Origin of the sequence: Brevibacillus borstelensis, assembly GCF_037834415.1 — a bacterium.
Taxonomy (GTDB): domain Bacteria; phylum Bacillota; class Bacilli; order Brevibacillales; family Brevibacillaceae; genus Brevibacillus; species Brevibacillus borstelensis_A.
In genome coordinates, this window is sequence record NZ_JAUMSJ010000131.1 from 1 (window position 1) to 332 (window position 332).

Annotated in this window: 2 protein-coding genes; both read right to left on the reverse strand. The window is 39.2% G+C overall.

Annotated features, from left to right (window positions below; genetic code table 11):
- Positions 1–140 (reverse strand): helix-turn-helix domain-containing protein (locus tag Q3F21_RS27265; protein WP_340259746.1); only part of this gene is annotated, 140 nt, incomplete at its 3' end.
- 2 nt (positions 141–142) lie between these two features.
- On the reverse strand, positions 143–332 hold a 190-nt coding region (locus Q3F21_RS27270), incomplete at its 5' end, for a transposase (RefSeq protein ID WP_340259744.1).

Below are 332 nucleotides of genomic sequence, written 5' to 3' on the forward strand. Positions count from 1 at the left end.
GTTTTCTTTTCTTGTTCGTAAGCGTCTTTTCGTTTCGCAAGAAAGTAATTGAATACAAAGCGAGTGCATCCAATTGTCTTGTTAATGAGTGTCGCTTGTTCATTGTTTGGATACAACCGAAATTTGTAGGCTTTGTGCATATTCAATCACTCCTTTTCTTTTGAGACTCCATGTATTTCTTAATCTCATCCAGTTGAACAGTTCCAACTGTGGCAACAAAGTAGGAGTTTGTCCATAGCGAAGGGAGCCTGCTTTTGAGATGACGAAATTCCATCCGCAAAATTCTGGATGTATAGCCCTTCAAATGTTTTACGACTCGGTGAATTCCGAAT